Here is a 24,398-nt window from a genome sequence, read left to right on the forward strand (position 1 = left end):
CGCAATCCGGGTGGCAAAGCGAGGGCCGCAGAACAGGTCTGCTTCAAGCGTGATCTTACCCAAGGGGCGCGGCAGAGCTTTCCGCCACCATTTCCCCTTACGGCTACGCAGCCCCTGCGGCTTGCGGTAGTGAGAACCAGCCACCGGAGGGTGGCAAGCGGCCGACACGCAGCGGGCAGCCATAGGCGCGCTCCAGCGCGGTGTCGGTCAGCACCTCATGCACCGGCCCCTGCCCGGTCAGCTGCCCCTGATCCATCAGCCAGACCCGGTCCGCCGCCATCGCGGTCAGGTTCAGATCGTGCAGAACCGTGATCACGCCGCCGCCGCGCGCGGCAAAGTCGCGCATCAGGCGCACCACATCCAACTGATGCGCAATATCAAGGCTGGCCACGGGCTCATCCAGAAACAGCCAGCGGGGCACGCCCGCCACCACCGGCTCCCAGACCTGCACCAGCACGCGGGCCAGCTGCACCCGCGCCTGCTGGCCACCCGACAGCTCTTGATAAAGCCGCGCCGCGAAGCCCCCCATGTCGACGGCGACGAGCGCGCGCGGCACCAGATCGGTGCGCGCGCCATGGGCGGCAGCGGTCAGGCCAAGCCTCACCACTTCGGCCACCGTAAACGGAAACGCCAACGCCGAGGCTTGCGGCAGCACGCCCCGCATCGCCGCCAGCTCCCACGGGCGCAGGCGGGCGCAATCCTGCCCGTTCAGGCTGACCTGCCCGCCATAGGCCACGTCGCCTGTCAGTGCGCGCAACAGCGTGGTCTTGCCCGACCCGTTAGGGCCGACGATGACGGTCACTTCGCCGGGGCGGGCTTCGGCGGTGATGCCGTGCAGAACCGCCGTCTTGCCAAGGCTTACCCGAATATCCTGTGCAATCAGCATCTACAAATCCACCAGCCCGCGACGGCGCAACAAAATCCACAGAAACACCGGCGCGCCCAGCGTGGCGGTGACGATTCCGATGGGCAGTTCTGCCGGTGCGATGATGCTGCGCGCGATCAGATCGGCCAGCAGCAAAAGCGTGGCCCCGGCCAGCCCGGCATTGATCAGCAAAAACCGGTGGTCCGGCCCGGTTGCCAGCCGCAACAGGTGTGGCACGACGATGCCGATAAACCCGATGCCACCTGCAATCGCCACCCCGGCCCCGGTGGCCGCCGCCACGGTCAGGATCGCCACCGCCTTGACCCGCTGCACCGGCAAGCCGATGTGATGCGCTGCCGCCTCACCCAAAGCCAGCCCGTTCAGCCCGCGCGCCAGAAACGGCGCCGCCACCAGCGCCAGCAGCATCACCGGACCCGCCGCCATCAGCTTGGGCCAGCTGGCCCCGCCCAAAGAGCCCAGACCCCAGAAGGTCAGATCGCGCAGCTGCCGGTCATCGGCGATGTAGACCAGCACCCCCGTCACCGCGCCCGCCAGAGCCCCCAGCGCAATGCCCGCCAGCAGCATGGTCGCCACCGATGTGCGCCCGGATCGCGTGGCCACCCGGTACAGGATCAGGGTCGAGGCCCAGCCACCGAGGAAAGCCGCCACCGACACCAGATGATAGCCGACAGCCTGCGTCAGCCACAGCGGGGCCAGCCCGCCCAGCACGATCGCCAGCACCGCCCCAAGCCCCGCGCCTGCGCCGACGCCGACAAGGCCGGGGTCGGCCAGCGGGTTGCGGAACAGGCCCTGCATCACCGCGCCCGCCACCGCGAGCGAGGCCCCGACCACCACGCCGGTCAGCATGCGCGGCAGCCGGATCTCCCACAGGATCAGCCGGTCGCGGGCAGGCATCGCCTCGCCGGAGGTCAGCGCCTGCACCAGCGATCCCAGCGACACGCCCGACGCCCCATGCGACAGGCTGAGCAATGCCGTCAGCACCAGCGCGCCCGAGAGCGCCAGCATGGTCAGGCGGGCCTGCGCGTCGCGGTCACCGGCCAGCCTTGGGTCATCGAGCGCGACCATCAGCCATGCTCCGTCGCCAGCGCGGCGCGCAAAGCGGCGTTCAGCTCCAGCGCTGCCGCCCCGGTGCGCGGGCCAAAGCCGAGCAGAAACAGCCCGTCCATCCGCACCACATGCCCGCCCTGCGCCGCAGGGGTCAGCGCCAGCGCCGGATGCGCCAGCAGTTCCTCCGACGCCAGCGCCAGATCGCCGCCCCGGTCCATCGCCAGAATCACATCGGGCGCGGCGGCAATCGCCGCCTCATCTGTCAGCGGCTTATAGCCCTCGAACCCGTCAACCGCGTTGACACCGCCGCCAAGCGCGATCATCGCCCCTGCCGATGTGTTTGATCCCGCTGCCAGAATCCGCCCGCCTTGCAAGGACAGCACGAACAGAACCCGGGGCCGCGCGGGCATCGACGCCGCCGCCTCTGCCGCAAGGTCCAGCTCCGCCTGCGTCTGCGCCGCCAGCTTCTCTCCGGCTTCTGGCACCCCAAGCGCCTCTGCCGTCACCGCAATCTTGGCCAGCACATCCGCCGGGGTCAGCGCTTCCGGCAGCGTCACCAGCGGCACCCCGGCATGGGTCAGGATCTCGATGGTTTCCGGTGGGCCGGCATCGTGTTCGGCCAGAATAAGATCGGGGTCGAGCGCGATCAGGTTTTCCGGCGACAGGCGGCGGACATAGCCCACGTCGGGCAGATCGAGCACCGCTGCGGGAAAGCTTGATGTCGAATCGCGGGCGATGAGGCGGTCGCCCTGCCCCAGAGCAAACACGATTTCCGCCGCCGATCCGCCTGCCGCCACTACCCGGCGCGGGCCGTCTTCGGCGCGGGCCACTGTGGCCAGCGCCAGCAACAGGATCAGCGTGGTCAGCCCCGCATAAAGCCCGCTGACCGACAGAACCTGCGCGCGTTTCATGCCAGCACCTCTGCTGCCAGACTTTCGGTCATCCGGTCCCAGCCGCGGGTATCGGTGTCTGCCTCGGCGCGCTTGCCGAACATCTGCAGGATCAGCCGCCCCTCGGCATCAAAAGCCTCGACCGACACGGCGGGGCCGCGTTTGGTTGGTTTGGAGACCAGCCAGACCTCGGCAATATGATCGGCGCGCAGATGCAGGTTGAAGCGGGGATCAAGCACGTTTTGCCACGGCCCCATCGGTGCGATCCGGTGGACCAGCCCGGAGTGGATCTGGATACAGCCCTCGTTGCCGACAAAGATCATGATCTTCAGCGCGTCCGCCGCCGAGCGCTCCAGCGCCCACGACACCGCCTCCACCGGCAGCTGACGGGCAAATTGCGGACCGACGGCCCGGTTTGCGCCCAGTCGGTTCATCTTCAGCCGGCGCACGAGGGCCAGAAACTGATGCGTGTCGGTCATCTGCGCCCATTCGCTGCGCAGCGCGTCAATCCGGTCTGCGTCAATGCGCGCAGGCTCCGGCGTGGCGCGCGCGATGATCTCGAACGGCGCATCGGCAGGCAGCCCCAGATCGGCCACCGCAGCGTCAAAGGCGGCGATGTCGGAGTCTGCGCCCAGATGCACCTTGTGCACCGCGTCGCCTGCGGCATCAAACACCTGAATGCTGCGCTTGACCCCCTGCTCCGTCTCGCGCGTGATCGCAAAGCCATGCACCCAGTGACGCGGGAAAATCCGCAGATCAATCTCGTCGCCCAGCACCATCGAGGCATGGGCGCCTGAATGGAAACCGGAGTAGACCCCGCGCCGCTCATGCACCGCACTTTCATTGCGGGTCAGCGCCATCACGTCGCCCAACTGGCAGACATGCGGCATCAGACGGGCCGGATCGGCCACGATGCGCGTGGCGCTTGCGCCCGCTTCGGCTGCGACCAATTGCGCCTCTGACAGGCCGATGGCGGCGGCAAGATCGCGTTCGCGCAGCTTGGGGTGTTCGGTGCGGGCATGGGTGATCCGGGCGATCACATCGGGGGAAAGCAGCATAGGGTCATCCTTTGACACGGGAGGCAGTCGCATGTCTGGCGGGGGTCTGGCCCTCGGCTGGATGGCGCGGCGCAATACTTGACGAATTTGCTTGGGCAATCTAGAAGCCGGGTTCAACGGGGTCAAGAGCCGATCCCGCAGGGTGCCAGCGTTCCGCCAGCCGACCACAAACCGTCGCGACCAAGGGGACACCATGCAACCGAACCATCCGGGGCAACCGCGCATTGCGGGCCTTGCCCGCCTGATGACAACCGCCGCCATCATCGCCATCGCCGCTCCGGCTGCCGCACAGGATACGGCGGGCGGGGGCACATTTCTGGGCCGTCTGATTCTGGGGGCGGGTCAGCAGAAAGTGGCGATCGACACGCCACAGGCCGTCACCGCCGTCGAACAGGACGACATCGACCGCGAGCAGCCCGCCACCATCGGCCAGATGTTCCGCAACGTGCCGGGGGTGCAGACCGCAGGCTCTGACCGCCCGCTTGGCACCGCGTTCAACATCCGCGGCATCGGCACCACCGAACAGACCGCCAGCGAGGCGCGTATCATCGTCAACGTCGATGGGGTGCCGAAATTCTACGAGCAATACCGGCTTGGGTCGTTCTTCACCGACCCCGAACTCTATCGCCGGGTCGAGGTGCTGCGCGGGCCGGGGTCGGCGGTGCTGTACGGCTCGGGCGCTACGGGCGGCACGGTGAATTTCGAAACCAAGGATGCCGCAGACTTCATCCCCGAGGGCAAGACCGGCGCGGTCCGGCTCAAGTTCGGCTATGACAGCAATGGCAACGGCAAGATGGCCTCCGCCATTCTGGCGATGCGCCCGGCTGAGGGGGCGGAGTTTCTGGCAGCGCTCGGCTACCGCACCTCTGACGAGTACAAGGATGGGGCCGGAACCGTTCTGAGCGGCACCGAATCCTCCTCCCCGGCGGCACTGATCAAAGGCACGTTCCGTCTGGGTGAGACGCAAACCCTGCGCCTGTCGCTCCAGCGGTTTGAAAGTGACAATGACAACGCCTCGCTGGCCCAGACCGGCGGCGGCAATGTGATCGCGGAAAGCTTTGGCATCGTGCAGCGCGATGTGTCTGACACCACGATCAGCGCCGAATGGCAGGCGACCACCGATCTGGCCTGGCTGAACCCAAAGGTGCAGCTGGCATGGTCCGATACCAGTGTGACCCAACGCAACGCGCGCAGTTCCGCCGGTGTCCCGCAACTCTGTCTGCCATCGCCGTCAAACCTGAACGTGTTCTGCGATGTCGATTACGCCTATCGCACCGCGATGCTGAAGGTCGAAAACACCGCAACGATGCAGGGCGCGGGCTGGGAAAACTTCCTGACCGTCGGGGTGCAGGCCACCAACCAGAAGCGCATCGCCGACAGCGCGGGCCCGCTCGGCTTCCACCCCGAAGGCACCGACCGCAAGATCGGGGTCTATGCGCAATCGGAACTGGTCATTGGCGAACGTCTGACGCTGATCCCCGGCGCGCGGATCGACTTTGCCACCCGCACCCCCGGCGCCAATGTCCCCCGCGCTGATCAGGTCAAGGACGAGGCAAGTGCGCTGACCTTTGCCGCGCTTTACAAGATCACCGACGGCTTTTCGGTCTTTGGCTCGGTCGCCCGCACCGAACGCTTGCCGACACTCGATGAGCTGTATTCGTGGTCCACGACCAAGGCCCCGGCGCTGTCGCTGGAAAAGGAAAAAGCCACCAACTTTGAACTGGGCTTTGCCTGGTCGCGGCAAGGTCTGCTGTCAGCAGACGACAGCCTGCAACTCAAGGCCACGGTGTTCCGCAACACCATCGACAACCTGATCACCACCACCCCGGCACAGTCGCGCGTGTTCCATCAGAACATCGCCCGTGCGCAGTTTGAAGGCGCAGAAGTCGAAGCCGGGTATGAGACGGAACGGTTCTTTGGGCGGCTGGCCTATTCCTATGTCATGGGCAAGGACCGCGACTTTGGCTATACCATCGCCACCACGCCGGCCGAGTCACTGGCGCTGACACTGGGCGGGCGCATTCCCGACCGGGGGGTGGAATATGGCTGGCGCGGCAACTTTGCCGATGGCATCACCACCGCGAGCCGCAGCACCGCCACCGGGGCAATCACCCAAACCCACTATGCCGGATACGGCACGCATGATCTGTTTGTGGCATGGAAACCGAAATCGGGCGCGCTGGACGGGTTTGACGTGCAACTCGCCGTCGAAAACGTTTTTGACCGCGAATTCCGCAACAACCTGTCTTCGGACAACGGCCGTGGCCGGACGGTCAAGCTGAGTGTCGCAAAGGCGCTGACATGGTAAAACGACTGACGTTTGCGGCGATGGCATGTGCCATCGCCGCGGGCGCCGCACAGGCGCAGGACTTGCAGATCGACCTCAACACACTGGAATCGCAGCCCGAGGCCTGTCGCCTGACCTTTGTGGCCTCCAACGGTTTTGGCGCTTCAATCGAGCGGCTGGTGATCGAGGCGGTGCTGTTCACCAGGGCGGGAAAGGTCGCGCAGTTTACACTGTTCGACTTCGCCGCCCTGCCCGAGGGGCGGCAACGGGTGCGGCAATTCGATGTCGCCGGGCTGGCCTGCGATGATCTGGGACAGGTGTTGCTGAACGGGGTCTCGGCCTGCGACGGGGCCGATCCGGCGACCTGCGCCGCCGCCCTCAAACCTGCCAGCACGGTCGATGGTGTAGAGGTGGCAGGATGATTCATCTGTTCGAAGCCCGCGATGCCTTGCGCGGGTTGATCGAGTTGGGCGGGCCGGTGGTGGCGCTGATCCTGGCGCTGTCGGTGCTGGCGGGCGCGGTTGTGCTGTGGAAGCTCTGGCAATTCCGCGCCGCCGGGGTTGGCCGCCATGCCGGGCTGGAGTCCGCCATCGCAGCACAGGACGCGGGCCAGACCACCCGCGCCCGCGCCCTGTGCGAAGCGGCCCCCAGCCATCTGGCCCCGCTGCTCTCCGAGGCGATGCGGGCCGATACGGTCGCCGCCCGTGACCGGCTGTACACGCTGGCCGAAGACCGGCTGGCGCGGCTGGAATCCGGGTTTCGCCTGCTCGACACCATCGCGCAGATCGCGCCGCTGCTGGGTCTGTTCGGCACGGTTCTGGGCATGATCGACGCATTTCAGGCGATGCAGGGCGCCGGGCAAGCGGTTGACCCATCGGTTCTGGCGGGCGGCATCTGGGTGGCGTTGATGACGACCGCTGCCGGTCTGGCGGTGGCGATGCCGGTCAGCGCTGTGCTGTCCTGGCTGGAATCGCGGATGGCGGCAGAGCGGCGCATGGCCGGAACTGTGATCGAGGCGGCACTTTGCCCCGGCATGACCGCATTGGCCGAACCCGCTGCGCAACCCGGCCGCGTTCATGTCCCGGCTTAACCAACCCAGACGGCGGCGGGCGCCGTCGATGACCTCGCTCATCGACGTGATCTTTCTGCTGCTGTTGTTTTTCATGCTGTCTTCGACCTTTACCCGTTTTGGCGATCTGCCGCTGGTCACCGCATCGGGCGGGGTCGCGGCCAGCCCGGACGCGCCCGCCTTTTTGCGCCTGCTGCCCGATAGCCTGACCCTCGACACCGATGCGCTGGATCTGCCCGCCCTGCCCGCCGCCTTGACCGCCCGCGCGCCGGTGCTGGTCGTGGTGGCACCGGGCGAAGGCGTCACCGCGCAACGGCTGGTCGATGTGCTGAACGCGCTCCGCGACCTGCCCGGCATCACCCTGCGCGTGATTGGAGGATAAGATGCGCCTTGCCCCCCCGCCCCGCCGCAAGACCGAACCCACGATCACCCTGATCAATGTGGTGTTCCTGATGCTTGTGTTCTTTCTGGTCGCCGGTCAGGTCGCCGCCCCGGTGGATCGCGACATTCGGCTGATCGAGGCTGCATCCGTCGCCACCCGCGCGCCGGATGATGCTCTGACGGTACGCGTCGATGGCACGACCCTGTGGCGCAGTGAGCCGATCTCACCCGAAGCTTTTGCCGCCGCCCGTCTGGCCGAGGGCGCAGAGGTGCTGCGTCTGGTGTCCGCCCGCGACTTGCCCGCGCAGGATCTGCTGCGTATCGCCAATGCCCTGCGCGCTGCCGGGGGGGCAGAAATACGCCTTGTCACCGAAAGGTCAGCGCCATGAAACACGCGCGCCTCCCCTTTGTCGCCGCGCTGGCATTGTCGGGCGCGCTGCATGCCGCCGGTGCAATCGCCATTGCGCCACAGCACGACGCGCTTTCGATCGAGGGCGGGGGCACCGCAACAATCGCCCTGCTGGGCGAGGCGTTTGAGGATCTCGCCCAAGGCGCGCAGCCGGTCGAGGCGACCGGGGCCGCCGCGGCCCCGCCGCACTCAGCCCAACCCGTGACGGCGCAGGCAGCGCCTGTGGCCCCCGCGATGGCCGACAGCCCTGCCCCCTCCTTGTCGTTGCCGGTCTCTGATGCAGCCGATCTGACCGCTGCACCGCCTGCGGATCCGACCCCCGCGCTCGCCCCCGAACCTGCGCCGCCAGTCGTGGCGTCCCTGTCCCCCGCCGCGCCGACATCTACCGCGCAGCCGGTTTCGCCGACTCAACTCGCCACAGCAGTCGAGGCGGAGGGTGCCGCGCCCGAAACCTCACCACGCCCCCGTGCGCGCGCCGAAAGGCCGGAAAAGCGTGTTGCTGAAAAGCGTACCGCCAGCCCGACAGGCAATGCCGACCGCAACGCCCGCAAGGGCGCGCAATCCGGGCAGGAAAACGCCCCCGCCACGGCGGCTGCGACTGGCACCGCCCAAGGCAACCGGCAGGCGGGCAATGCCGCGCGGTCCAACTACCCCGGCCTTGTCCTGCGCAAGATCGAGCGGACCCGGAAACCGGCCCATGCGGCGCGGGGAACCGTCGTGGTAGCCTTTCGCGTCGCGCCATCAGGTGCTTTGGCATCGGCAAGGGTAGCGCGTTCTACTGGCGATCCGTCGCTGGAGCGGGTGGCGCTGGACCACATCCGCCGCGCCGCGCCGTTTCCGCCACCGCCAGCCGGGGCGGAGACCGATTTCCGTTTTGAATTTGTCGGGCGGCGCTGAACCGGGCATACCGAGTAAAAAACTCGGAATTGACTTATCCGATAAAAACAGTCACCAATCCTTGAACAAACGTTCCGTCCCGGCACCCACATCTGCGCAGGCCTTTTCCGTGATGCAAGACACCCCTCCCCCCAACACCCCGGCCCCAGTGCCGGAGATCGCAAGCGCGCCGGTTCATGACGCGCTGGGGCTGACAAACGGCGGGCCGGTCGCCCATATTGCGCTGGACGGGCAGGTCTATGTGCTGCGCATCACCCGCGCGGGAAAGCTGATCCTGACCAAATGACCCCAGCCAAAGAGCGAAACCGCCCTGCAAGGATGTTATGACCAAACTCCCCTCCCCCTGCATCAGCGTCTGCAAATTCAGACGCGAAGGCCATTGCATCGGCTGCTCGATGACAAAGGCGCAGAAAGACCTGTTCAAAAAGCTGAAAAAACCAAAACACCAGCAGGCCTTTATTGACCTGCTGGTGCATCAGCAAAACGATATGGGCAAATATCGCCACTGGGCCCCCGCGTATGAACAGCGGTGCGCCAAGCGCGATGTGAAAAGCCCGCTATAGATCAGCGCAGATGGGCGCGCAGCATCCAGGCGAATTTCTCATGCGTGCGGGCCCGGCCAATGGCCAGATCCTGCGTCAGCAGATCACCATGGTCTTCGGCCACGGCAGACAGCCCCACCATCGTTGCGGCAAGGGTTTCCTGCGCCGCCAAAAGCGCTGCGACCATGGCTTCGGCCTTGACGTGGCCATCATGCTCGGCAATTTTCGAGCGTTTCAGCATGGCCGAGAGTTGGCCTTCGGCATGACCGTCCAGCGCTTTGATACGCTCGGCCAGATCGTCCTGCGCAACGAAGTGATCTTCGTACATGGTCTGAAACAGCGTGTGCAGCGGGCCAAAGCCCATGCCGGTCACGTTCCAGTGAAAGTTTTGTGCCAGCATCGTGGCGACGACGGTTTCGGCGACGCCTTGATTGAGCGCTTCGCACACGGCTTCGCGTGCGGATGGGCTGATTTGGGCTGAAGCTTGCGCCATGCCTGACCTCCTGAAAATACCTGTGGAATTCTGGGGCGGGACTGGCTTGCACGTCGGCTGGCTACCCGCAATCCACAAGATAGGGGCAACAGCGGGCACCGACAACCCCATTTTAGAATAATTCTAAATCCGACAAAATCAGTCAGTCACATCTGGTCTTGCCGCTGCGCCAGTTGCGCCGCCAGCCAGCCGATCTGACGCCGGGCATGGCGCGGCAGGCGCGAGGCCAGCAGAAAGCGCATGCTGTCCTCATCCCCGCGGCGGGCGGCAGTCAGCAGGCTGGCAATCCACGCCTCATCAAACGACAACTCGCCCGCTCCCGGCTGGTGCAGCACCGGCACCCGGCCCAAAACCACCGCCAGCCCGCGCAACAGCGCCTCGGCATAGCTGCGGGCAGCAACCCCGGAATCGGTCGAGAGCATGGCGCAGGCATGGAACAGATCCAGCCGCGCCCCGGCCTGACAGCGCGGCGCAAGCCGGCGCAAGGCCGCAACGGGGGCCGGAATATCAGCGGAGGGGCGAAGAAACGGGCGCGGATGCGCGATTGCCTGCATGGGACTGCTCCATTAACCTGAGTGTTATAGTCGGGTATGGGGCAAAGGTCCAGATGCATCTGCACGCTGGACTCTGCCACCGCCGCGCTCTTGCCTCTGGACCCGCACCCGTCAAACCGCCAGTCTGGCCCGACCGAACCACCGGGGGCCCGATGACACTGACGCGCAGCGATCTTCTGACAGCATTCGGCATCACCCTGCCGGTCCCGCCAGTGACGGGCAGCATCGGCGCTACGGTTGTCGATGATGCGACCTGCGTTGCCCATCAGCTTGCGCTCAACAGCGCCGGCGAAGAGATTCGTGCCTTCTGGTGCCGCCCGCGCCAGTGCAGCGGCCCGCTGCCAGCGGTTCTGATCCTGCATGCCCATGGCAACCGCTATGACATCGGCGCGGCCGAGGTGATCCACGGCCGCCCTGCCCTGTTCGCGCCAACTGGGCGCGCACTTGCAGCATGCGGAATTGCCTCGCTCTGCCTTGACATGCCGTGTTTCGGCAGTCGGGCGGGCCAGACCGAGAGCGCAGCGTCCAAAGCGCTGCTGTGGGAGGGCCGCTCGCTGGCCGGACAGATGCTGGCCGAGAATATCGCGGCGCTGGACTGGATGTGCGCGCAGCCCGATGTTGACCCTGAAAGGATCGGCGTGTTCGGCCTGTCGATGGGGGCGACGCTGGCCTATTGGCTGGGTGCTTTGGACCCGCGCCTGCGGGCAGTCGCGCATGCGTGCTGCTTTGCCGATTTCCGCCAGCTGATCGCGCTTGGCCAGCACGATCTGCACGGGATTTATCTGACCGTTCCGGGGTTGTTGCCGCTGGCCTCGAACGGGCAGATTGCCGGGATGATCGCGCCGCGCGCACAGTTCATCGGTCTGGGCGATCTGGACCCGCTGACCCCGCCCGCCGCCGCCGATCCGGCGCTGCATGAGGTGCAGGCCGCTTATGCGCAGCACGTGGGGCGGCTGGTGATCCACCGCGAACCGGCCTCGGGCCATATCGAGACGCAGGCGATGCACCGCGCCATGCTGGAGTTCATGACAGGCGCGCTGGCTTAACCCAGCCGCTGCCCGTCCGCACCAAAGACATGCACCGACTGCGGATCATAGCCCAGTTCGATCACCGCGCCGCGCGCCAGATCGGGCTGGCCGGGCAGCACGGCCAGCAAGCCGTTGCCCGCCCCCATATCGGCATGCACCACACTTTCCGGCCCCAGCGCCTCGATCAGCCGCACCTTTGCCTGCAAGGGCCCGCCCGCCTGTGGGCGCAGGTGCTGCGGGCGGATGCCCAGCGTCACCGCGCCATCCGGCACGGCCAGCCCCACCGGCAGCGGCAGCATCGCCCCATTGTCCAGCTGCACCGACCCGCCCTTGGCCTGGCCGGCCCACAGGTTCATGCCCGGCGCACCGATGAAACCGGCCACGAACAGATTGGCCGGGCGGTTGAACAGGTTCAGCGGCGTATCCACCTGTTCGACCTTGCCCGCGCGCAGAACCACGATCCGGTCGGCCATCGTCATCGCCTCGACCTGATCATGCGTCACGTGGATCATCGTGGCGCCAAGCCGGTCATGCAGCGCCGACAGCTCCGCCCGCATGCTGACCCGCAATTCGGCGTCCAGATTCGACAGCGGCTCGTCGAGCAGAAACGCCGTCGGCCGCCGCACGATGGCCCGGCCAATCGCCACCCGCTGCCGCTGCCCGCCGGACAGCTGCCCCGGCCTGCGCTCCAGCAGCGGCTCGATCTCCAGCATGCGGGCGGCCTCAGCGATGCGGGTGTCGATTTCGGCCTTCGGCATCCGGGTGTTCTGCAAGCCAAAGGCCATATTCGCCCGCACCGTCATATGCGGGTACAAGGCATAGGACTGGAACACCATCGCCAGCCCCCGGTCCGCCGCCGAGCGCGGCGTGACATCCGTGCCGTCAATCTCGATCCGCCCCGCTGTCGGCTGATCCAGCCCTGCGATCATGCGCAAGAGCGTGGACTTGCCGCAGCCCGAGGGGCCGACGAACACCACCAGCTCGCCCTCATCCACCGTCAGGTCAATGCCCTTGAGCACATCGACGGCGCCAAAGCTTTTGCGGATGTCGTGTAACTGTATGCGACCCATGGGGACCCTCTATTTCAACCCGGTTCCGGCGATGCCCGCCGTGATGAACCGTTGCAGGAAGATAAAGACCAGAACGACCGGGATCATGGTGATGACGGTCATCGCCAGCAGATAGTGCCACTGCACATTCAGCTCTCCGGCATAGGCGTTCAGGCCGACTTGCAGCGTATAAACCTCTTGCCGCGACAAAACGATCAGCGGCCACAGGAAGTCATTCCAGCGCCAGACCACGGAAAAGATTGCCAGAACCGCCAGCGCAGGCGCGGTCAGCGGCAGAACGATCCGCCAATAGATCTGCCATTCGCTGGCATGATCCATCCTGGCTGCCTCCAGCAGCTCATCGGGGATCGTCAGCATATACTGCCGCAGCAGGAATACACCCGTGGGCGTCGCCACCGTGGGCAGGATCACCCCCCAGAGCGAATTGATCAGCCCCACCCCCGACACGATGGAATACAAAGGCACCAGAATGACCGACAGCGGGATCATCAGTGTGGCAATGATCAGCACCACCACAAACCCCCGACCCCGGAACTCGTATTTCGACAGCGCAAACGCGGCCATGGAGTTGGTCAGAAGGGTGATCAACGTCGCCACCCCGGTCACGAAGATCGAGTTCTTGGTATAGGTCAGGAAATCAAACCGCAGGAACGGGTCTAGGTAATTGCCCCAGGAAAACCCCACCTCGCGCACCGGGGTGCGGTTGGCGATGTTGATGCGCTGCACTTCCGTGGGATTTTCCGGGTCCACCATTTGCGCCACGGTGCCCACGCGGCGCACCTCGGCCAGCGTGCGGGTGCCCGCCTCATCGGTCACGGAAAACAGCGGCAGCGGGCGGTCATAGCCTTCGACAGTGACAACCTGCGCCTCATACGGCAGCAGGGTCGGCGGAAACTCTGACAGTTGGGCCGGGGATTTGAACGACGACATCACCAGCCAGAGCGCGGGGCCAAACATGATGAACACGGCAGAGCCCAGCCAGACAAAGGTGAACACATCGGTCCAGTCCCAGCCAGTGCCGCCTTTGCGGCGGGTCAGAAAGCCCATGACGCGGCTCATTTCAGCTTTCCTTTCCGCTCGTTCTTTCGGCCAAGCGCCAGTTGCAGCAAGGTCAGCACAATCAGCACCCCGCCCATCAGGATCGACGCCGCCGCCGCAAGCCCCGGATTTTTCAGGAGTGAGGCAAAGCCGACCTCATAGATATACTGGGTCAGGAACAGCGTGGCCGTACCCGGACCACCGCCGGTCAGCACATAGGCCTCGTCAAACACCTGCACCGCCCGGATCAGCGCCAGCACGATGACGACCAGCATATTCGGCATCAACAGCGGCAAGGTGATGCGCCAAAACACGCGCGCGGGTTTGGTGCCATCCATTTCGGCGGCTTCATACAGATCACGCGGAATGGCTTGCAATCCGGCCAGCAGGATCAGGGCAAAAAAGCCCAGATGCGCCCAGATTGTCACACCAATCGCGGCGGAAAAGGCATAGTTGCGCTCCAAAAGCCAGTTCACAGGGTCCATCCCCATGCCGACCAGCGCTGCATTCAGCACGCCGTTGCGATCGAGAATCCAGCGCCAGATCAGGCCCACGACCACCGGCGACAACAGCACCGGGAAAAAGAACACCGCCCGCCAGAAACTCAGCGCGCGCAGCGCCCGGTTCAGGATCAGTGCGGTGATGGTCGCGGCCACGATCAGCAGCGTGACCTGCAGCACGACAAAGGTGCCGGTGTTGCGCAGGGCGATCCAGAACTGATCTTCCTGACAGGTCATTAGGTCGGTGTAATCGGTGCAGCGCAGCAGCCGTTCAAACTGCGCCGCACCAACATAGGTGCGTTCAGGCAGGAAGAGGGCCGCGCCGGTGGTCATCGAATAGGCGATGTTGATCACCAGCGGCAGCAGTACAAACACGGTGAAAATCGCCATGTTCGGCAGCAGGAAAAACGCCACCATGCCATTCTGCCCCGCCAGCCGCTGCCAGAGCCGCAAGGGCGTATCCAGCAGACGGGCGAGCCAGCCCAGGGGGGCCGCCACTACGGCCCCCAACACTTCCTTTACCCCGGTCATGGCTTACTGCGCCGCCGCGACCGCTTCGGTGATGTCCTGATCGATGCGCGCATAGGCATCTTCCAGCGTCAGCTCACCTGCCATCACCTGGCTGATCCGGTTGACCAGCGCGCCATAGTAGGGCGAAGCCCATTTCCACGCGGGCAGCGCGTCAGCTGCGGGTAGAGTATCTCCCGCGGCGGCCACATAGGCATCAAGCGCCGCACCGACATTCTTGTCCTCGGTCTGCCAGTTCATGCCACCTTTGGCGACAACCCCGGCATGCGCGGGCAGGAACAGGGTGCGTTCCGAGAACTCTTTGACGATGTCTTCACGCGCGAAATACTCCATGACTTTCGCCACTTCTTCGGCGTTCTGGGTGTATTTGACCGCCACAAGCGCAGCACCCCCGGCCAGACCGGAACAGCCCGCCGTGCCGCAGGGCGACCCGGTTGCCACCCAGTCAAACCCGTCGCCGATCTTGGTCGACAGGTTGGCGATCTGCCAGCTGCCCGAATAGTAGAACGGAATGGCCGCGTTGATGAAATCATCCGCCGCCGCGCGATAGGTAGACCCTGATGCCGCAACCCATGTGTCGCGCAGCATCTGCCCGCCTTCGACCCAGCCCACCAGCTTTTCGGCAAAGGCCTTGGTGCCGTCATCCACACCAGCGGGCGATCCGTCTGCCGCGATGTAATTCGCGCCATAAGACACAGCTGGCCCCGAAATCCGGTGGCCCGAGCGGTCGATGGCAAAGGCGGCCGCCGTGCCCTGCGACTTGGCGACCTGATCGGCGGCGTTCACCCAGTCATCCCAGGTTGCGCCCTCACCCGGCAGAGCCACGCCCGCCTGTTCAAACAGCGTCGCATTGGCAAAGCCGCCGGTCAGCGTCAGCTGGGTCATGAAGCCGGTGATGGCCTCGCTGCCATCTTCGCGCATCCAGTCGGCGTGAGCACCAAAATTGGTGCGCCAGTATTCGGGGTCCGTCAGATGCGGGGTCAGATCCAGCCAATGCGGCGCCAACGTCTTGATGTTGGTCACGCGGGCGATATCCGGCCCCGACCCTGCCTCCAGCTGAATCTGCAGCTGCTCCTGCACCACCTTATAGGCCACTTCGTCCAGAATGACGTTGATGCCGGGGTTTTCGGCATTGAACCGGGCAACGAGGTCTTTCATCACCTCGCCCTCCACCCCATCAGAATACCACATCAGGCGGACATCACCCGCCAATGCTGTGGTGCCCATCAGGCTGGCCCCAAGAGCCAGTGCGATCATCGTGTTTTTCATTTCAGTCTCCTCCTCTGTTGTGACCCGGCCTCCCGCCGGGGTCGTCTTCAGCGGTGCAGGGTTCTGTGCCCCGCGACCGTCCAATCCTTTGGATTTACAACACGTCCCTCCGCCTCGATCCGGCCGTCGGCATGAAACTGCACCGGGCCGTATTCGGGATCCTCAACCGTGACTGTAGCACGCGGATTTGCGTCTGCGTCAGGGCTAAGTTGCGAGAATTGCGCGACGTAAGCGTCAAGCCCCTGCCCCTTTGCCCCCATCCGCACGATCCACCAGCCCTGCCGTCCGGCAAGCCGCAATTCACAGCCCGCTGTCGGCCCGTCAGCCACCATCTCCAACGTGTCCGATGCGCGGATCAGCATCGCCCCCTCCCCCGCACTGGCCGCCGCCAGATCCCCGTTCAACCGGGTCTCGTCAAAGGCGATCGCCGGAAACCAGCAATGGGTGAAATCCGGTTGCTCGGGCTGGCCGTCGAACCAGACCAGCGCCAGCCCGCGATATTGCTGCACGCGCGGCACCGAGGCAGAGCCGCCCCAATAGGACGGGCGACCATAGCCGGAATGGATCACCTCGCCCGGATGGTTGATCCAGATCTGGGCATCGGGGTTGGTCCCTAGCCGTCCGTGGATCAGCGTTTCCTGATAGCCCCAGTCAAACCAGCGATAGGCGGCGGTGGAGCCCATGGCCCAGCCAGCGGTTTTGGCGTGGTAAAGCGCGGCAAACCGGCCTTCGCCTTGCGCAAACACCCACTCTTGTTCACCCGCCGCCAGACTGGCGCGGTCGGCCAGACCGGCATCCAGCTGCAACCCATGATCACGCAGCGCCAGAGCAAGCCCCGGCAGGCAATGGAACCGCGCGCCGAACTGGCCCATGCCCCAGAGCATCCGGGTGATCGCCGACAATTCCAGCGTGCGCCCGGCGCGCAGGGTGTGTTCATAGCTGCGCCCCTGCGCCGCCGTGATCACGCCGTGATGCGCAGAATTGGCCACCACCTCGACCAGCCGCACCACGGCGCGGCCTGCGCGCTCGCGGATATCGGCATCGGGGGCAAGGGCGTAAAGCGCCGTCAACCCCTTCAGATCAATCGGGAAATAGGGGGCAGAGTTGAACTCTGCCATCTCCCACGCCTCAAAATGATCGAGCCATGCCCGCACCCGGTCACGCCCGGTGGCCGACTGTTCAGCCCCCGAGCGGCCTGAGCGGCGGAAAGTAGCCTCTGGCAGCAGATCGCCCGCGAGGTAAGCCGAGGTGTGGAACAACAGCGCGTGGTTTTCGCTGAAATACCACTGCACATCATTGCCCGGCTCGTCCATCCAGTAGCGATAGCCGAGGATGGCCGCGTCAATCCGGTCGCGCACCCGGTCGGACAACAGATGCCCAAACCGGATGCGCCCCCACAGAAGCGGCACCAGCGCGAAATCGGCGCAATCCCAGCAATCCTCGATCGCGGGGAGGGTCGCGTCGATCATTGCTTCGGTCTCGGGGCCGGACAGCCCCTGCGCCAATCGTGCCAGTGCCGCCACCGTATCGGGTTCGGCCCGTGTCGCCACCCAGGTCAGCGCCTCGTCGATGCGCTGGTCCAAGGTTTCCGGCACAGTGCCTTGCGCGGCCAGATCGCAGACTTCCACGCCAAAGGTGCGGGTGGCGGCAAAGCCGTCTGCGGTCAGGGTGGGAATGAAATGCCGGAAATCGCCGGGTAGATTCTCGGCCCGGTCGATCACCAGCAGCTTGGCCCCTGCGGGCAGCTGGCGGCGCAAGGCGGCGGGGTGGTGCGACATGAAATCGCCCTCGACCCGGATCGCCGCTGCGACATCCACCGGCAGCGGCACCGGCAACACCAGTGCCACCTCGCCGCCGGTATAGGCCGGCGCATCGAAATGCATGGTGGCAAGCGCGGTTTCCAGCGCGCGGGCAAGGTCGGTGGTGCAATCGGTCGGAATACCGGCCTCGGCCTCCGGCCCGTCCAGCCAATCCAGCTGGATGTAATAGCGGGCGTCACGCTCGGCCAGATCGTCGAAGAACACCTCGACCCGGTTGTCGCCCGCAGTCAGCGCCACTTCGAACTCTGCCGCGGTTTCGGCGTTGCGCTTGTAAGGCGCCATCCAGCCCACCTCGGCCCCGTTCACGAACAGGACCGCGCCGCCACAGGTGCGCAGCCGCAACCGCGCCTGCCCTGCCGCCTGCGCCCGGATCACCGTTTCCGCCCATGTCGCGATATGCGTGGGCCGGAACCAGAAGCCCGACAGATCCAGCCGGGGCGAGCCGAATGGCAGCCAGTTGCGCGAAGCCTGAAACGCCCCCGCAGCCTGCGGCCGCTGCGCACGACGGTCCGCCGCAAACTGCGTGCGGCAGGGGTATTCGTGCGGGATAAAGTTCTTGTCCTTGGTCAGGAAAAAGAACGGGTCCATCTCTCCCGCCATCGGCTGATCGGGCAGATCGAACCGCGCTTCGACCGTCTGGCCAAGACGCCAATAGCCAAGGGCCGCGCCGGAAGTCAGGGGATGGGACAGAAAGCCTTGCATGTCAGATGCTTACCTTAAGGACGCGATGGGAACGGGGGTAAAGTCGGTATAAGCCTGATTTTCGCCGGTCATGCCCCAGACAAAGGCATAGGGCCCGGTGCCCGCGCCCATATGAATGGACCACGCGGGCGACAGCACCATATCGCCATTGGCAATGACCAGATGCCGGGTCTGATCCGGGCGGCCCATGAAATGCATCACCCGATCCTCAGCGCCCATGTCAAAGTAGCAATAGGCCTCCATCCGGCGCTCATGCAGATGCGGCGGCATGGTGTTCCACATGCTGCCCGGCGCAGGGTCGGTGATGCCCATCAGCAGCAGGCAGGACGGCGACACCTCGGGGTGGATATACATCGCCAGACTGCGCACATTCGCCTTGGCCGGATCGCCCAATTGGATGTGCTTGGCCTGATCGCGCCGGATCAGCCGGGACGGGTGATCCGCCCCCGCTGGCACGGAGTTGAGGTAGAACCACGCCGGATGGGTGGCATCATCGCTGCGCATCTCCACCCGCTGCACGCCGCGCCCGATATACAGGATATCGCGGTTGGCCACGGCGTAATCGGTGCCATCCACCGTCACCACACCCGGCCCGCCCAGATTGGCAAGGCCGCCTTCGCGGGCCGAGAAAAAGAACTCCGTTCCCAGCTCCGCCCCATCGCCGAACACCAATGGCGCATCGGTCGGCACCGCGCCGCCAAGGATCATCCGGTCCACATGGGTATAGGTCAGCCGCAACGCGCCGGGGGTAAACGCGCCCTCGACCATGTAATCGGCGCGCAGCCGGTCGGTGGTTGCGGTCATCACATCGGCGGGGTTGCCGCCATAGCGCACATCCATCATGCCGCCGCCCCCTCTGTCACAAGCTGCCCCTCGGCCTCGACCAGACACAGGATCGCCAAGGCCTGTCCATAGCCGGTGGGCTGCAATGGGATGTCGCGGTAAAACTGCAGATCAGGCCCCATACGTGTGCCATAAGACACGTTTTGCACCGTGCCCTGATCGTCAATGTTCGCCAGCACCGCCTGCACGCCGCGCCATCCGGCCTCGGCCCAGTCCGGCCCGCCAATGCCCTGCCGCGCGGCCTTCAGCAGACCATAGGCAAAGCCTGCCGTGGCGCTGATCTCTTCATAGCTTTGCGGATCATCCAGCAGCGTGCGCCACGCCCCGCTGGCCGTCTGCAACGGCAGCAGCGCCTCAACCTGCGCCTTCAGCACTTCGGTCAGGTACAACCGCACCGAGCCCGGCAGATCGGGAATCTCGAACAGGTCCAGAATGCAGGCCGTGATCCAGGCATTGCCGCGTGCCCAGCGGGCGCGGGCAAAGTTGTGCCGACCGTCAAAGGTCCAGCCATGAAACCACAGCCCGGTTTCCGGGTCCGACAGATAGCGCGCATGCACCAGAAACTGCCGCACCGCCTCATCCACCAGCTCCAGCCGACCCGAGGCATGACCATAGCGCGCCAGAAACAGCCCCGCCATGAACAGCGTGTCATCCCACATCTCGCCGGGGTTCACCTTGTCGGACACATCATGCTGCAAGCCGCCCTCTGCCGTGCGCGGGGCATTGCGCATCAGCCGGTTGGCCCAATCGTCCAGCACCGGCTGCCAGCGCGGATCCTGGGTTTCCGACCACAGCAAGGCCAGCGCCAGCATCGGCGCGGTGGTGTTGATGTTCAGACCGGGCAGCCCCGCCGCCACATGCCGCGCATACCAGCCTTCGAGCAAGTCCTGCAAAGCCGGGTCACGGTGCCGCCGCCACAGCTGCGCCAGACCATAAAGACCAACCCCCTGCGGCCATTCCCAGCTGTCAAAACTGATGTAATCGCCAGCGGTCCCGTCAAGGTTGGGCTCGTCAAACTGGCCATCATGGCGCAGGTCGGTCAGACCTTGCACCAGTTGACGCAGCTTTTGCCTGATCTGATCAGCCTGTGGTCGCATCTCCCCTCCCCGGTCGATATTCAGGGGGCCGTTTTCAGCCCGTATCCAAATCATGACAGTGCAATTTTTTTGCACAACATGAAAATTTTTTGCATAATGTGGCGGCAGACAGAAAAGGTGCCCCATGCAAACCATCCCACCGGGAAAAAGCGGTAAACCCAGCCGGCGGATCAGGCTGGACGATCTGGCGACAGCCTGCGGCGTCTCGATTGCCACGGTGTCACGCGCCCTGTCCGGTGCGCCGGGGGTGCGGCCGGAAGTGGTCGAGAGAATCCAGCGCAAGGCGCAAGAGTTCCGCTATGCCCTGCCCTCGACCCTTGCCGGTCAGCGCCTGCTGATTCTCGCCAGCCCCGCCGCGATGGAGGATTATGCCCGCAGCCAGTTCACTCTGAACGTGATGCAGGGCATCGAGGAACGGGTGCGGCTGTTGCGGGCCGAACTGGTCACCCAAGCCATCACCTCAACCGAGCAAGAGCGGCAGACCCTGGCCGAGGCTGCCGCCGATCCACGGGTGGCGGGCCTTTTGTTCCTGACGCTGGATGACGAAGACATGCTGACCGCCGCCCGCTCATCGCGCAAGCCGGTGGTGCTGGTCAATGGCGATGACCCGTTGATGCAGCTGTCCTCGGTGGCACCCTCCAACCGGGCCGCCGCCGCCATGGCGACCGATTACCTGATGCGGCTGGGCCACCGCCGTATCCTGTTTCTCAGCCATCGGGGCCGCCGCACCATCGAGCGCCGGGTCGAGGGCTGGCGCGACCGGATGACCGCAGGCGGTACTGTGCTGGACCCCGATCTGCAGATGGATCTCAGCGACTGGCTGCCCGACCGCGCCGCCGAGGCGCTGAAAGCCAGGATCAGCGCGCGGGGCGTCGATTTCACCGCCGTGCTTTGCGCCAGTGACAGTCTGGCTTTGGGCGCGCTTCAAGGGCTTGCCGCCCTTGGGCTGTCGGTGCCGGGGGATGTGTCGGTGCTGGGCATGGACGGGCTGGCGCAGGGCGCATTTTTCACACCACCGCTGACCGCACTGGAAATCCCGATGCAGCACATCGGCGCCACCGCCGTCGATCTGGTCCGCGACCTGAGCCTCGGCACCCATATGCCCGCCCGCCGCATCGAACTGGCCTGCCGTCTGGTCGAACGCAAATCCTGCGGCCCGGTCAAGGCTGGCAAAACCACGCCGTAAAGCCTTGATGCCCTGCGCGTGTACACTTGCACCGGCAGCATTTGGCAGGACCGTCCGACGGATCACTCAGCGATCCGCCGCGCCTCTTCCATCAGTGCGACGATCAGCGGCGTCGGCGGGTCGCGCTGTGCCGCGATCAACCCGACCAGATGCTCGGCCTCCGGCGCGACGATGGGCACCGCCTTGACCGCGCCCGAGCGGGCAAACAGATCCGCCAGCGCCTTGGGCAGGATCGACACCCAGTGCCCGGTCGCCACATGCGCCATCAGCGCGATGGTGGAGTTCGACTCCACCGCCGGCTCCGCCCGCACCCCGGCCTCGGCCAGATGCTGGTTGATGATCCTCCGGTTCTGCATATCCCCGGTCAGCAGGCACAGTGGCAGCCCCCCCAGTTCCGCCCATTCCACCTGCGCCCGCGCTGCCAACTGCGTCCCCGGCGCGCAGACCAGACGATAAAACTCGACGTAAAGCGGCTGGCGCAACACCCGCCCCAGCGGCTCATTGTCCAGATAGGTAATCCCCGCCTCCAGCTCCAGCCGCTCGATCCCGTCCAGAATCTCGGCACTGGTGCGCGACAGGATGGTGACCGACACCGCCGGATGGCGCTGCGTGAACGGCGTGGTCAGCTGCGCCACCACCGGCAATGCCGTGGGGATCACCCCGATCCGCAAATTCCCCGCCAACCCCTTTTTGACCGACCGCATCTCGTCGCGCAACGCCCGCGCTTCGGCCACAATCCCCTGCGCCCGCTCCAGCACGCGCTGCCCCTCCGGCGTCAGCCCTTGGTAGCGCGAGCCGCGAAACACCAGCTGCACCCCCATATGCTCCTCCAGCTGCTTGATTGCCGCCGAAAGCGAGGGCTGCGTCACCCCGCAAACCTCCGCCGCCCGCCCAAAATGCCGCGCACGGGCCAGTGCTATGAACATCTCCAGCTTATCAATCATGCGCCGCACCGCGGTTTGCTGCTTGCCAAATACTCCCGCCGGAGGCCCCGGCCCGCCCAGCGCGCGCCGCCCGGCGCACGCGCGCGGCAGCGCGGCCGAGCGGGGGCTCGATGCCCCCCGAGGCCGCCCCCGTTACAGGTCACGGCATCACCTCGAACCGGTCCACATCCACCATCCCCATATCGGTGATTTTCAGATGCGGGATCACCGGCAGGCACAGGAAGGCCAGCTGTAAAAACGGCTCTTCCAGCGCCACCCCCAGCCCCTTTGCCGCCGCCCGCAGCGTGATCAGCGCGTCCCGCACCGTCTCGAACGGCTCCAGAGACATCAGGCCCGCCACCGGCAACGCCAGTTCGGCCAGCACCCGCCCGCCCTCAACCACCACGAACCCGCCCTCGATCTCGCCCAGCCGGTTCGCCGCCAGCGCCATATCGGCGTAATCCGCCCCAACCACCGCGATGTTGTGATGGTCATGGCAGACGGTTGACGCAATCGCGCCGCGTTGCAGGCCAAATCCTTTCACAAAGCCGGTCGCCATGTTGCCATTCACCCCGTGCCGCTCGATCACCGCGATCTTGACCAGATCGCGGGCAAGATCGGGCCGCTTGTCGCCATCCTCGGGCGCGATCTCAAAGCTCAGGTGTTCGGTGATGATCTTGCCCGGCAGGATGCCGATCACCGGCGTCTCAACGCGGTTGCCGCCGGTGCGGAAATCGCCTGCCACCACCCGCCGCGCCTTGACCGAGTGCCGGGCAACGGGGGCCACCGTGCCGCGCGCGGTAAAGGCCGCCGCATCCGCCACCACGCCGCCCGCCAGCACCATGCTGGCATGACAGCCCTCCAGCGTGTCGATCACCGCAATATCCGCGCGTTTGCCAGGCGCGATCAGCCCGCGATCCTTCAGCCCGAACGCCTCTGCCGCCGACAGGCTGGCCGCGCGGTAGACCGCCAGCGGCGGGCAGCCAAGGCCGATCAGGGTGCGGATCATGTAATCCAGATGGCCATGCTCGGCGATGTCCAGCGGGTTGCGGTCATCTGTACACAGGCACAGATAGGGCGCATGCCGCTCGGTCAGCAGCGGCGCCAGCGCCTGCAGATCCTTGCTGACTGATCCTTCGCGGATCAGCACCCGCATCCCCTTGCGCAGCTTTTCCAGCCCTTCCTCGGCGGTGGTCGCCTCATGCTCGGTGCGGATGCCCGCGCTGATATAGCCGTTCAGATCGTTGCCGCGCAGCAGCGGCGCGTGGCCGTCGATGTGGCGGCCCTGCCAGCCCTCCAGCTTGGCCATGCAACCTGCATCCTGCATCAGCACACCGGGAAAGTTCATGAACTCCGCCAGCCCGATGCCGCGCGGATGGTCGCGCAATGGCAACAGATCCGCCGCTTCCAGCCGTGCCCCTGCAGTTTCCATATGGGTCGATGGCACGCAGGAAGACAGCTGCACCCGGATATCCATCAGACAGTGCAAGGATGCCTCAAGAAAGTATTCCACCCCCTTGATCCCACAGACATTTGCAATCTCATGTGGGTCGCAGATCGCCGTCGTCACCCCGCGTGGGGTCACGCAACGGTCAAACTCAAACGGCGTGACCAGCGAGGATTCGATATGCAGATGGGTGTCGATAAACCCCGGCGCCAGAATTTTTCCGGACACATCCAGCTCACGCTGCCCGGCGTATTCGCCGAACACCCCGACGATGGTATCGCCGCAGATCGCCACATCGCTTTGCACCAGATCGCCGGTGATCAGGTCAAACACCCGCCCCCCTTTGAGCACCAGATCGGCAGGGGCCGCGCCGCGACCTTGGGTGATGCGACGGGACAGCGGGGCTTTGGGGGCGATATGGGACATGGGGCGAC

At 65.5% G+C, this 24,398-nt stretch carries 25 protein-coding genes; 10 read left to right on the top strand and 15 right to left on the bottom strand.

What is annotated here, in order from left to right; translation table 11 throughout:
• Positions 1-103: 103 nt before the first annotated feature.
• Genes D1012_RS13665 through D1012_RS13680 form a run of 4 tightly spaced genes read right to left on the bottom strand, consistent with a single transcriptional unit; the run spans position 104 to position 3,881 of the window.
• A complete protein-coding gene (locus D1012_RS13665; protein WP_118153134.1) occupies positions 104-886 on the bottom strand; it encodes a heme ABC transporter ATP-binding protein in 783 nt (260 codons plus the stop codon).
• Positions 887-1,951, bottom strand: coding sequence for a FecCD family ABC transporter permease (locus D1012_RS13670; protein ID WP_118153136.1), 1,065 nt, complete (start codon positions 1,949-1,951; stop codon positions 887-889).
• Positions 1,951-2,844, bottom strand: a complete 894-nt coding sequence (locus D1012_RS13675) for a heme/hemin ABC transporter substrate-binding protein (protein ID WP_118153138.1) — start codon at positions 2,842-2,844, stop codon at positions 1,951-1,953. Before D1012_RS13675 ends, D1012_RS13670 begins: the two co-directional genes overlap by 1 nt.
• A complete protein-coding gene (locus D1012_RS13680) occupies positions 2,841-3,881 on the bottom strand; it encodes a hemin-degrading factor (protein WP_118153139.1) in 1,041 nt (346 codons plus the stop codon). The genes D1012_RS13675 and D1012_RS13680 overlap by 4 nt, the downstream gene beginning before the upstream one ends.
• Positions 3,882-4,074: 193 nt before the next feature.
• Here D1012_RS13680 and D1012_RS13685 point away from each other — a divergent pair, with 193 nt between their 5' ends.
• The 8 genes from D1012_RS13685 (at position 4,075) to D1012_RS13720 (ending at position 9,487) form a co-directional block, all read left to right on the top strand.
• On the top strand, positions 4,075-6,189 hold the full coding sequence (locus D1012_RS13685) for a TonB-dependent receptor domain-containing protein (RefSeq protein WP_118153141.1): 2,115 nt from the start codon (positions 4,075-4,077) through the stop codon (positions 6,187-6,189).
• The gene (locus D1012_RS13690; RefSeq protein WP_118153143.1) at positions 6,183-6,590 is read left to right on the top strand and encodes a hypothetical protein; all 408 of its coding nucleotides are present in this window, start codon (positions 6,183-6,185) and stop codon (positions 6,588-6,590) included. Before D1012_RS13685 ends, D1012_RS13690 begins: the two co-directional genes overlap by 7 nt.
• Positions 6,587-7,258, top strand: coding sequence for a MotA/TolQ/ExbB proton channel family protein (locus D1012_RS13695; RefSeq protein WP_118153145.1), 672 nt, complete (start codon positions 6,587-6,589; stop codon positions 7,256-7,258). Before D1012_RS13690 ends, D1012_RS13695 begins: the two co-directional genes overlap by 4 nt.
• A 28-nt stretch (positions 7,259-7,286) precedes the next feature.
• The gene (locus tag D1012_RS13700; RefSeq protein ID WP_118153147.1) at positions 7,287-7,619 is read left to right on the top strand and encodes a biopolymer transporter ExbD; all 333 of its coding nucleotides are present in this window, start codon (positions 7,287-7,289) and stop codon (positions 7,617-7,619) included.
• A gap of 1 nt (position 7,620) precedes the next feature.
• Positions 7,621-8,007 carry an ExbD/TolR family protein gene (locus D1012_RS13705; protein ID WP_118153149.1) on the top strand — a complete coding sequence of 129 codons (387 nt, stop codon included), beginning with the start codon at positions 7,621-7,623 and terminating at the stop codon, positions 8,005-8,007.
• Positions 8,004-8,924 (top strand): energy transducer TonB, encoded by a 921-nt coding sequence (locus D1012_RS13710; protein WP_118153151.1) that lies wholly within the window; start codon positions 8,004-8,006, stop codon positions 8,922-8,924. The genes D1012_RS13705 and D1012_RS13710 overlap by 4 nt, the downstream gene beginning before the upstream one ends.
• A gap of 112 nt (positions 8,925-9,036) precedes the next feature.
• The gene (hemP, locus tag D1012_RS13715) at positions 9,037-9,210 is read left to right on the top strand and encodes a hemin uptake protein HemP (protein ID WP_118153153.1); all 174 of its coding nucleotides are present in this window, start codon (positions 9,037-9,039) and stop codon (positions 9,208-9,210) included.
• A gap of 37 nt (positions 9,211-9,247) precedes the next feature.
• Positions 9,248-9,487 (top strand): DUF1289 domain-containing protein, encoded by a 240-nt coding sequence (locus D1012_RS13720; RefSeq protein WP_118153155.1) that lies wholly within the window; start codon positions 9,248-9,250, stop codon positions 9,485-9,487.
• Between the two features lies 1 nt (position 9,488).
• Here the strand turns inward: D1012_RS13720 and D1012_RS13725 are convergent, their stop codons facing one another.
• Entirely contained in the window at positions 9,489-9,959 is a 471-nt protein-coding gene (locus D1012_RS13725; RefSeq protein ID WP_118153157.1) for a Dps family protein, read from the bottom strand.
• Positions 9,960-10,105: 146 nt separating this feature from the next.
• Complete coding sequence (locus D1012_RS13730) at positions 10,106-10,513, bottom strand: hypothetical protein (protein ID WP_118153159.1); 408 nt, start codon at positions 10,511-10,513, stop codon at positions 10,106-10,108.
• A gap of 152 nt (positions 10,514-10,665) precedes the next feature.
• On the opposite strand from D1012_RS13730, the gene D1012_RS13735 reads away from it, so the two are divergent.
• A complete protein-coding gene (locus D1012_RS13735; RefSeq protein WP_118153161.1) occupies positions 10,666-11,559 on the top strand; it encodes an alpha/beta hydrolase family protein in 894 nt (297 codons plus the stop codon).
• Here D1012_RS13735 and D1012_RS13740 read toward each other — a convergent pair.
• From D1012_RS13740 to bglB, 7 genes are read right to left on the bottom strand one after another with little or no spacing between them, the layout of a single operon-like run.
• Positions 11,556-12,611 (bottom strand): ABC transporter ATP-binding protein, encoded by a 1,056-nt coding sequence (locus D1012_RS13740; RefSeq protein ID WP_118153163.1) that lies wholly within the window; start codon positions 12,609-12,611, stop codon positions 11,556-11,558. The two genes, D1012_RS13735 and D1012_RS13740, sit on opposite strands and share 4 nt — an antisense overlap.
• Before the next feature lie 9 nt (positions 12,612-12,620).
• A complete protein-coding gene (locus tag D1012_RS13745; protein ID WP_118153165.1) occupies positions 12,621-13,670 on the bottom strand; it encodes a carbohydrate ABC transporter permease in 1,050 nt (349 codons plus the stop codon).
• A complete protein-coding gene (locus tag D1012_RS22825) occupies positions 13,667-14,680 on the bottom strand; it encodes a carbohydrate ABC transporter permease (protein WP_199489503.1) in 1,014 nt (337 codons plus the stop codon). The genes D1012_RS13745 and D1012_RS22825 overlap by 4 nt, the downstream gene beginning before the upstream one ends.
• Before the next feature lie 3 nt (positions 14,681-14,683).
• The gene (locus D1012_RS22830) at positions 14,684-15,946 is read right to left on the bottom strand and encodes an ABC transporter substrate-binding protein (protein ID WP_199489504.1); all 1,263 of its coding nucleotides are present in this window, start codon (positions 15,944-15,946) and stop codon (positions 14,684-14,686) included.
• Positions 15,947-15,993: 47 nt separating this feature from the next.
• Entirely contained in the window at positions 15,994-18,468 is a 2,475-nt protein-coding gene (locus D1012_RS13755) for a hypothetical protein (protein WP_118153167.1), read from the bottom strand.
• Positions 18,469-18,477: 9 nt separating this feature from the next.
• A complete protein-coding gene (kduI, locus tag D1012_RS13760; RefSeq protein WP_118153170.1) occupies positions 18,478-19,311 on the bottom strand; it encodes a 5-dehydro-4-deoxy-D-glucuronate isomerase in 834 nt (277 codons plus the stop codon).
• Positions 19,308-20,408, bottom strand: coding sequence for a beta-galactosidase BglB (gene bglB / locus D1012_RS13765; RefSeq protein ID WP_118153377.1), 1,101 nt, complete (start codon positions 20,406-20,408; stop codon positions 19,308-19,310). The genes kduI and bglB overlap by 4 nt, the downstream gene beginning before the upstream one ends.
• 124 nt (positions 20,409-20,532) lie before the next feature.
• Here bglB and D1012_RS13770 point away from each other — a divergent pair, with 124 nt between their 5' ends.
• Positions 20,533-21,594 (top strand): LacI family DNA-binding transcriptional regulator, encoded by a 1,062-nt coding sequence (locus D1012_RS13770; RefSeq protein ID WP_118153172.1) that lies wholly within the window; start codon positions 20,533-20,535, stop codon positions 21,592-21,594.
• A gap of 62 nt (positions 21,595-21,656) precedes the next feature.
• Here D1012_RS13770 and D1012_RS13775 read toward each other — a convergent pair whose 3' ends face one another.
• Together D1012_RS13775 and ade are read right to left on the bottom strand one after the other, a co-directional pair.
• Entirely contained in the window at positions 21,657-22,538 is an 882-nt protein-coding gene (locus D1012_RS13775; protein ID WP_118153174.1) for a LysR family transcriptional regulator, read from the bottom strand.
• Positions 22,539-22,677: 139 nt separating this feature from the next.
• Entirely contained in the window at positions 22,678-24,390 is a 1,713-nt protein-coding gene (gene ade, locus D1012_RS13780) for an adenine deaminase (RefSeq protein WP_118153176.1), read from the bottom strand.
• Positions 24,391-24,398: the final 8 nt, after the last annotated feature.

This window comes from Pseudotabrizicola alkalilacus (assembly GCF_003443995.1).
In the GTDB taxonomy this organism is placed as follows: domain Bacteria; phylum Pseudomonadota; class Alphaproteobacteria; order Rhodobacterales; family Rhodobacteraceae; genus Pseudotabrizicola; species Pseudotabrizicola alkalilacus.

What these genes read in the sequence shown, in the direction of transcription:
- D1012_RS13735 (WP_118153161.1), top strand. Translation starts at nt 10,666, where the DNA reads ATGACACTGACGCGCAGCGATCTTCTGACAGCATTCGGCATCACCCTG.
- D1012_RS22830 (WP_199489504.1), bottom strand. Translation starts at nt 15,946, where the DNA reads ATGAAAAACACGATGATCGCACTGGCTCTTGGGGCCAGCCTGATGGGC.
- D1012_RS13775 (WP_118153174.1), bottom strand. Translation starts at nt 22,538, where the DNA reads ATGATTGATAAGCTGGAGATGTTCATAGCACTGGCCCGTGCGCGGCAT.
- hemP (WP_118153153.1), top strand. Translation starts at nt 9,037, where the DNA reads ATGCAAGACACCCCTCCCCCCAACACCCCGGCCCCAGTGCCGGAGATC.
- D1012_RS13670 (WP_118153136.1), bottom strand. Translation starts at nt 1,951, where the DNA reads ATGGTCGCGCTCGATGACCCAAGGCTGGCCGGTGACCGCGACGCGCAG.
- D1012_RS13690 (WP_118153143.1), top strand. Translation starts at nt 6,183, where the DNA reads ATGGTAAAACGACTGACGTTTGCGGCGATGGCATGTGCCATCGCCGCG.
- D1012_RS13745 (WP_118153165.1), bottom strand. Translation starts at nt 13,670, where the DNA reads ATGAGCCGCGTCATGGGCTTTCTGACCCGCCGCAAAGGCGGCACTGGC.
- ade (WP_118153176.1), bottom strand. Translation starts at nt 24,390, where the DNA reads ATGTCCCATATCGCCCCCAAAGCCCCGCTGTCCCGTCGCATCACCCAA.
- D1012_RS22825 (WP_199489503.1), bottom strand. Translation starts at nt 14,680, where the DNA reads ATGACCGGGGTAAAGGAAGTGTTGGGGGCCGTAGTGGCGGCCCCCCTG.
- D1012_RS13665 (WP_118153134.1), bottom strand. Translation starts at nt 886, where the DNA reads ATGCTGATTGCACAGGATATTCGGGTAAGCCTTGGCAAGACGGCGGTT.
- D1012_RS13680 (WP_118153139.1), bottom strand. Translation starts at nt 3,881, where the DNA reads ATGCTGCTTTCCCCCGATGTGATCGCCCGGATCACCCATGCCCGCACC.
- D1012_RS13685 (WP_118153141.1), top strand. Translation starts at nt 4,075, where the DNA reads ATGCAACCGAACCATCCGGGGCAACCGCGCATTGCGGGCCTTGCCCGC.
- D1012_RS13705 (WP_118153149.1), top strand. Translation starts at nt 7,621, where the DNA reads ATGCGCCTTGCCCCCCCGCCCCGCCGCAAGACCGAACCCACGATCACC.
- D1012_RS13710 (WP_118153151.1), top strand. Translation starts at nt 8,004, where the DNA reads ATGAAACACGCGCGCCTCCCCTTTGTCGCCGCGCTGGCATTGTCGGGC.
- D1012_RS13740 (WP_118153163.1), bottom strand. Translation starts at nt 12,611, where the DNA reads ATGGGTCGCATACAGTTACACGACATCCGCAAAAGCTTTGGCGCCGTC.
- bglB (WP_118153377.1), bottom strand. Translation starts at nt 20,408, where the DNA reads ATGCGACCACAGGCTGATCAGATCAGGCAAAAGCTGCGTCAACTGGTG.
- kduI (WP_118153170.1), bottom strand. Translation starts at nt 19,311, where the DNA reads ATGATGGATGTGCGCTATGGCGGCAACCCCGCCGATGTGATGACCGCA.
- D1012_RS13730 (WP_118153159.1), bottom strand. Translation starts at nt 10,513, where the DNA reads ATGCAGGCAATCGCGCATCCGCGCCCGTTTCTTCGCCCCTCCGCTGAT.
- D1012_RS13720 (WP_118153155.1), top strand. Translation starts at nt 9,248, where the DNA reads ATGACCAAACTCCCCTCCCCCTGCATCAGCGTCTGCAAATTCAGACGC.
- D1012_RS13725 (WP_118153157.1), bottom strand. Translation starts at nt 9,959, where the DNA reads ATGGCGCAAGCTTCAGCCCAAATCAGCCCATCCGCACGCGAAGCCGTG.
- D1012_RS13675 (WP_118153138.1), bottom strand. Translation starts at nt 2,844, where the DNA reads ATGAAACGCGCGCAGGTTCTGTCGGTCAGCGGGCTTTATGCGGGGCTG.
- D1012_RS13755 (WP_118153167.1), bottom strand. Translation starts at nt 18,468, where the DNA reads ATGCAAGGCTTTCTGTCCCATCCCCTGACTTCCGGCGCGGCCCTTGGC.
- D1012_RS13695 (WP_118153145.1), top strand. Translation starts at nt 6,587, where the DNA reads ATGATTCATCTGTTCGAAGCCCGCGATGCCTTGCGCGGGTTGATCGAG.
- D1012_RS13700 (WP_118153147.1), top strand. Translation starts at nt 7,287, where the DNA reads ATGACCTCGCTCATCGACGTGATCTTTCTGCTGCTGTTGTTTTTCATG.
- D1012_RS13770 (WP_118153172.1), top strand. Translation starts at nt 20,533, where the DNA reads ATGCAAACCATCCCACCGGGAAAAAGCGGTAAACCCAGCCGGCGGATC.